Origin of the sequence: Polaromonas sp., from assembly GCF_010365105.1 — a bacterium.
Lineage (GTDB): Bacteria > Pseudomonadota > Gammaproteobacteria > Burkholderiales > Burkholderiaceae_C > Polaromonas.
Map to the genome: position 1 here is coordinate 106,118 of NZ_JAAFGZ010000015.1, position 6,614 is coordinate 112,731.

At 62.0% G+C, this 6,614-nt stretch carries 6 protein-coding genes; all 6 read left to right on the forward strand.

Going from position 1 to position 6,614, the window contains the following annotated elements; translation table 11 throughout:
- The first annotated feature begins 44 nt into the window (after nucleotides 1–44).
- Nucleotides 45–782 (forward strand): TetR/AcrR family transcriptional regulator, encoded by a 738-nt coding sequence (locus GZ092_RS11700; RefSeq protein ID WP_293636599.1) that lies wholly within the window; start codon nucleotides 45–47, stop codon nucleotides 780–782.
- A gap of 25 nt (nucleotides 783–807) precedes the next feature.
- Nucleotides 808–2,604 carry an acyl-CoA dehydrogenase C-terminal domain-containing protein gene (locus GZ092_RS11705; RefSeq protein ID WP_293636600.1) on the forward strand — a complete coding sequence of 599 codons (1,797 nt, stop codon included), beginning with the start codon at nucleotides 808–810 and terminating at the stop codon, nucleotides 2,602–2,604.
- Between the two features lie 29 nt (nucleotides 2,605–2,633).
- Nucleotides 2,634–3,068: a DUF2147 domain-containing protein gene (locus GZ092_RS11710; RefSeq protein WP_293636602.1), complete on the forward strand. Its 435-nt coding sequence runs from the start codon at nucleotides 2,634–2,636 to the stop codon at nucleotides 3,066–3,068.
- Nucleotides 3,069–3,203: 135 nt separating this feature from the next.
- Nucleotides 3,204–5,618: a 3-hydroxyacyl-CoA dehydrogenase/enoyl-CoA hydratase family protein gene (locus GZ092_RS11715; RefSeq protein ID WP_293636604.1), complete on the forward strand. Its 2,415-nt coding sequence runs from the start codon at nucleotides 3,204–3,206 to the stop codon at nucleotides 5,616–5,618.
- Nucleotides 5,618–6,145, forward strand: coding sequence for a DUF4442 domain-containing protein (locus GZ092_RS11720; RefSeq protein WP_293636606.1), 528 nt, complete (start codon nucleotides 5,618–5,620; stop codon nucleotides 6,143–6,145). The genes GZ092_RS11715 and GZ092_RS11720 overlap by 1 nt, the downstream gene beginning before the upstream one ends.
- Nucleotides 6,142–6,614, forward strand: a 473-nt coding sequence (locus GZ092_RS11725; protein ID WP_293636607.1) for an endonuclease domain-containing protein, incomplete at its 3' end; no start/stop codon positions are given. The genes GZ092_RS11720 and GZ092_RS11725, both read left to right, overlap by 4 nt.

Sequence of the window (6,614 nt, forward strand, 5' to 3'; positions counted from 1 at the left end):
AATTGATGCAAAATAGCACGATCGTTCTTTTATTGCCTTCATCCATGCCCGTCAGTTCACCTTCCGTCAAAAGCTCGCGCAGCCCTCAGGGAAAAGGCGCGTCCAAAAGCGCGCAAAAAGGCCAGCAGACCAAGGCCGCGATCGTGGAAGCGGCACTGGGGCTTGCAACGCAGATCGGCCTGGAAGGACTGAGCATTGGCGCGCTGGCCGAGGTCATGCACATGAGCAAATCGGGTGTGTTCGCTCATTTCGGCTCGCGCGAGGAACTGCAGATTTCGGTCGTGCGTGAATACCATGTCCGGTTCGAGGAAGAGGTCTTCTTTCCGGCGCTGCACCAGCCGCGCGGCTTGCCGCGCCTGCATGCGATGTTTGACAACTGGATGAACCGGACGTCGGTGGAGATCGATTCGGGCTGCATCTACATCAGCGGCGCCGTCGAATTCGATGACCGGCCCGGCCCGGTGCGCGACGCACTCGCCGATTCAGTCCGGACCTGGCTGGAGGCCATGCACCGGGCCGTGGTGCAGGCGACGGAGGCGGGTCATTTTCATCAGCATACCGACGCGCATCAGGTGGTGTTCGAGGTTCATGGTCTCATCCTGGCACTGCACTACGAAGCCCGCTTCCTGAAGACACCCGGCTCCATCGCCCGGGCCAAGACCGCCTTTGCCAACATGATGGCGCGCTACGGCAGCTCGGCCGCACTCGCCAGCCCCGATGCACCCGTGCCGCAGAAAGCGTCGCCGACATTGCCGAACCCTTCTTCTTCCAAACCCACTTAACGTCAATTAACGCCAAAGGATCACCATGCCCCAGTACAACCCGCCCCTGCGCGACATGCAGTTCGTCATGCACGAAGTGCTCAAGGTCACCGATGAGTTGAAGGTCTTGCCGCCGCATGCCGACATCGATGCCGAGACCATCAACGCGGTGCTGGAGGAGGGCGGCAAGTTTGCGGTCGAAGTGACTTTTCCTCTGAACATCAGCGGCGACGAGGAAGGCTGCACGCTTGACAAGACCACCCATGAAGTCACCCCGCCCAAAGGTTTCAAGGAAGCCTATGCGCAGTATGTGGAAGGCGGCTGGGCCGCGCTGAGCTGCGACCCGGAATACGGCGGCCAGGGCCTGCCTTTTGTGGTGAACCAGTGCTTCTACGAGATGATGAATTCGGCCAACCAGGCCTGGACAATGTACCCCGGCCTGTCGCACGGCGCCTACGAGGCGCTGCATGCGCATGGCACCGATGCGCAGAAAAAACTCTACCTGCCAAAACTGGTCAGCGGCGAGTGGACCGGCACCATGTGCCTGACCGAGCCGCATTGCGGAACCGACCTTGGCATGCTGCGCACCAAGGCAGAGCCGCAGGCCGACGGCACGTTCAAGCTGACCGGCAACAAGATTTTCATCAGCGCCGGCGAGCATGACATGACGCCCAATATCCTGCACCTGGTGCTGGCCCGTCTGCCCGATGCGCCGCAGGGCAGCAAGGGCATCAGCCTGTTCATCGTGCCGAAGTTCAATGTCAACGAAGACGGCTCGCTGGGTTCGCGCAACGGCATCTGGTGCGGCGGGCTGGAGCACAAGATGGGCATCCACGGCAACGCCACGGCGCAAATTGTGATGGAAGACGCTGTGGGAACCATGGTCGGCGCGCCCAACAAGGGCCTGGCCGCCATGTTCGTGATGATGAACGCCGCCCGCCTGGGCGTGGGCAACCAGTCGCTCGGCCTGACCGAAGTGGCGTACCAGAATGCGCTGGCCTATGCCAAGGACCGCATCCAGATGCGCAGTCTGTCAGGCGTGAAAGCCAAGGACAAGCCCGCCGACCCGATCATCGTCCATCCCGATGTGCGCAAGATGCTGCTGACCGCCAAGGCCTATGCCGAAGGCGGCCGGGCGCTGGCGATCTACTGCACGCTGCTGCTCGACAAGGAATTGCACCATCCCGATGAAAAGGTGCGCAAGGATTCAGGCGAAATCGTCGCGTTGCTGACACCCATCGTCAAGGCCTTCCTGACCGACAACGGGCACATTGCGACCAACGCCTGCATGCAGGTGTTCGGCGGCCACGGCTATGTCAAGGAATGGGGCATGGAGCAATTGGTGCGCGACAACCGCATCAACATGATCTATGAAGGCACCAACACCATCCAGTCGCTCGACCTGCTGGGCCGCAAGGTGCTGGGCAACAACGGCGCGACGCTGAAAAAGTTCGGCAAGGTCATCGGCGCGCTGATTGCCGAAGAAGGCGTGAACGAGAAGATGGCCGAGTTCATCAACCCGCTGGCCTACCTGGCCGACCAGATGACCAAGTTCACCACCGAACTGGGTTTCAAGGGCTTCCAGAATCCGGATGAAGTGGGCGCTGCCGCCGTTGATTACCTGCGCGTGGCCGGGCATCTGGTGTTTGGCTACTTCTGGGCGCGCATGGCACAAACCGCATTGCGCGAAATCGCTGGCGGCAATACCGATCCCTTTTATCTGGCCAAGGTGCAGACTGCGCGCTTTTACTTTGCCAAGCTGTTCCCCGAAACCGCGACGCTGATGCGCACCGCGCGCAGCGGCAGCCGGGCGCTGATGGATACCGACGCGGCGCTGGCCTGAATTTTTAATCTTTTAAAGCTGGAGCGCATATGAAACGTGCATTGATGGCTATGCTTTTAGGAGCGGCTTGCGTGGCTGCGCTGGCCCAGAACACGCCGGTCGGTCTGTGGCGCAGCACCGACGACAAGACCGGCGAGGCCAAGGCCGAAATCCGCATCCTTGAGACGCCGGCCGGCTTGAGTGGCAGGATTGAAAAGCGGCTTTTCAGGGCGCCGGGCGCGCCCGATGTTTGCGTGCCCTGCAGCGACGACCGCAAGGACCAGCCCATTCTGGGGCTGGAAATCATTCGCGGCGCCAAAAAGGCCGAAAACCGCGAGGTGTGGGAGGGCGGCAAGATACTGGACCCGGAAAACGGCCGCAACTACACGCTGAAAATGACACCGGTCGAAGACGGGAAAAAGCTGGATGTCCGGGGCTCGTTCGGGCCTTTCGGGCGCACCCAGACCTGGCTTCGCATCAATTGACTCACCCCGCCTGAGGCTCACTGCATGTAGCCTCATCCCCCCTTCCAGGGGCGACATCTGTGGCCCGGCAGAGCCGGCTCCACGCTGTCACTGGCTTGAGAGATGCGCTGAATAAGTAATTGACAAGGAAAAAAGATGTCCCGATTTCAAGTTAAAAAAGTCGCCGTGCTCGGCGCGGGCGTGATGGGTGCGCAAATCGCTGCCCATCTGGTCAATTGCCGGGTGCCGGTGGTGCTGTTTGATCTGCCGGCCAAGGAAGGCCCGAAAAACGGCATTGTCAGCCGGGCCATCGAGGGTTTGAAAAAGCTCAAGCCCGCGCCACTCGGCGTGGCCGACGACGCCAGTCTGATCCAGCAGGCCAATTACGAAGAACACATGGATGTTCTGAAGGAATGCGACCTGATCATCGAGGCCATTGCCGAGCGCATGGACTGGAAGACCGACCTGTACCACAAGATCGCGCCCTTCATTGCCGAAGGCGCCATCGTGGCCAGCAACACCTCGGGCCTGTCGATCACCACGCTGAGCCAGGCGCTGCCAGAATCCATCAAGCCGCGTTTTTGCGGCATTCATTTTTTCAACCCGCCGCGCTACATGGCATTGGTCGAGCTGATCAACACGCCGACCACCGAGCCCGCCGTGCTGGACGACCTGGAAGCCTTCGTGACGACGGCGCTGGGCAAGGGCGTGATCCGCGCCCACGACACGCCCAACTTCATCGCCAACCGCGTCGGCATTGCCGGCATGCTGGCCACCATCAAGGAAGCCGACGCGTTTGGCCTGAGCTACGACGTGGTCGATGACCTGACCGGCAAGAAGCTGGGCCGCGCCAGTTCGGGCACCTTCCGCACCGCCGACGTGGTCGGTCTGGACACCATGGCGCATGTCATCAAGACGCTGCAGGACAACCTCGGCCCCGGCAAGATCGAAGACCCGTTCGCGAGCATGTACGGCACGCCACCTGTGCTCGCCGCCTTGCTGGAGGCCAAAAGCCTGGGCCAGAAGACTGGTGCCGGTTTTTACAAGAAAGTCGGCCGCGACATCCTGCGGCTGGACCCCGAAAGCATGGAATACGTGCCCGGCGGCGCCAAGGCCGATGAAGTGGTCGGCCGCATGCTGAAAAAGCCGGCGGGCGAGCGCCTGAAGCTGCTGCGCAATGCCGAAGGCGCCGAGCCGCGCTTTTTGTGGGCCGTGCTGCGCGACCAGTTCCACTACGCCGCCGTGCATCTGGCCAGCATTGCCGAAACCGCCCGCGACATCGACTTTGCGATGCGCTGGGGCTTTGGCGCCAGCCAGGGCCCGTTCGAACTGTGGCAGGAAGCCGGCTGGCTGCAGGTCGCGAACTGGATCAGGGAAGACATCGACGCTGGCAAGGCGCTGAGCACCGCGCCGCTGCCGGACTGGGTATTCAACGGCCCGGTGGCGGACAGCGGTGGCGTACACACGCCCGAAGGCTCCTGGAGCGCATCAAGCCAGAAGTTTATTCCCCGCCGCAAGCTGCCGGTCTATGAACGCCAGTATTTCCCCGAGGATGTTCTGGGTTCCAGCGCGCCAGCGTTCGAGACTGCCGGAACGACGCTGCACGAAGACGACGCGATTCGTTTGTGGACGCTGGGTGGCGACCAAAACGACATCTTGATTGCCAGCATCAAGACCAAGATGCATGCCATCAGCCCCGATGTGGTTGAAGGGCTGGCAATGGGCGTGGACCTGGCCGAAAAAAGCTACAAGGGCCTGGTGATCTGGTCCAACCATGCGATGTTCTCGGCCGGAGCCGATCTGCAGGCCATGCTGCCGGCCTTCATGATGGCCGGCGTGTCGGCGGTGGAAGGCGCAGAGGCCGAAATGCAGGCCATGATGCTCAGGCTGCGTTATGCCAGCGTGCCCGTGGTGTCGGCGATCCGTGGCCTGGCGCTCGGTGGCGGCTGCGAAATGGCGGTGTATTCGGCCAAGCGCGTCGCGGCGATGGAAAGCTATATCGGCCTGGTCGAAGTGGGCGTTGGCCTGGTGCCGGGGGCCGGCGGCCTGACGTACATTGCGCGCCGTGCCGCTGAAAATGCGGGAAAATCCAGCAACAAGGACTTGCTGCCTTTCCTGCTGGAGGGGTTCTCGGCCGCCGCCATGGCCACCGTGGGCACCAGCGCGCTGGAAAGCCGCAAGCTGGGCTTTTTGCTCGACAGCGACGTGGTCGTGCCGAACAAGGACGAGCTGCTGTTCGTCGCGCTGAACGAAGCGCGCGCGCTGTACACGTCGGGCTACCGCCCGCCGCTCAAGCGGCTGTTTCCGGTGGCGGGCCGCAACGGCGTGGCCACCATCAAGGGCCAGCTGGTCAACATGCGCGACGGCGGCTTCATCAGCGCGCACGACTTTCACATCGCCAGCCTGATCGCCGGTGTGGTCTGCGGCGGCGATGTCGATGCCGGCACGCTGGTCACCGAGGAGTACCTGATGACGCTGGAGCGCAAGGCTTTTTGCGCGCTGCTGGAGCATCCGAAAACCCAGGAACGCATCATGGGCATGATGAGCACCGGCAAGCCCGTCCGCAACTAATGGCCGAACTGCGCACCGTAAAGCATCCACCAAACCGGCTGGAGCGCCAGCTGGAACGGCTGTCCGATGTGCCGTCTTTTGCCCGCATCTGGTATCAAGGCGTGGTGCTGCGCCGCGCCGTGCCTTTCACCGGCACGGCCGGGCTGGACTTTTTGCAGATGAGCCGGCAGCGCGTCGAAGTCGGTTTGAAGAACGACAAGAAAGTGCAGAACCACATCGGCGGCATCCATGCGTCGGCCATGAACCTGCTGGCCGAAACCGCCACCGGCATGGTGGTCGGCATGAATGTGCGCGACGACTGCACGCCGCTGGCCAAGGAGCTGAAGATGGCGTTCAAAAAGCGCGCCACCGGCGCGATGCGCGCGGTCGCCATCCTCACGGCCGAGCAGCAGGCGCTGATGCAGTCCAGTGACAAGGGTGAAGTCAATGTGCAGGTGACGGTGACCGACGAAGCGGGCATCGAACCTGTTGAATGTGAATTTGTGTGGGCCTGGGTACCGTCCGATTTGCGCAAGCAGGTGCCATGAAAATTCCGCAGACCCTCACCCCAACCCTCTCCCGCACGCGGGAGAGGGAGCAAGAGCAAGAGCCGGCGTTGGTGTCGTCCCCGCTTGACTCCCTCTCACGCTTGCGGGAGAGGGCGGGGATGAGGGTGCGCGCCCGCGCGCTTCGAAAGGTCCAAACCGATGCCGAAAGCCTGCTTTGGTCAAGACTGCGTTCCAGGCAACTCGGCAATTTGAAATTTCGCCGCCAGCGTCCCATAGGCCCCTACTTTGCAGATTTCGCCTGCCTTGAAACAGGGCTGGTCATTGAGCTTGACGGCGGCCAGCATGCTGAAGACGCAGGCGTTGCGCATGACCAGAAACGCAGCGACGACATGGCTGCACTTGATTTCCAAACGCTGCGGTTTTGGAACAACGACGTGCTGCTTCAAACAGAAGCGGTGCTGGAAAAAATACTGCAATTCGCAGACACCCTCACCCCAACCCTCTCCCG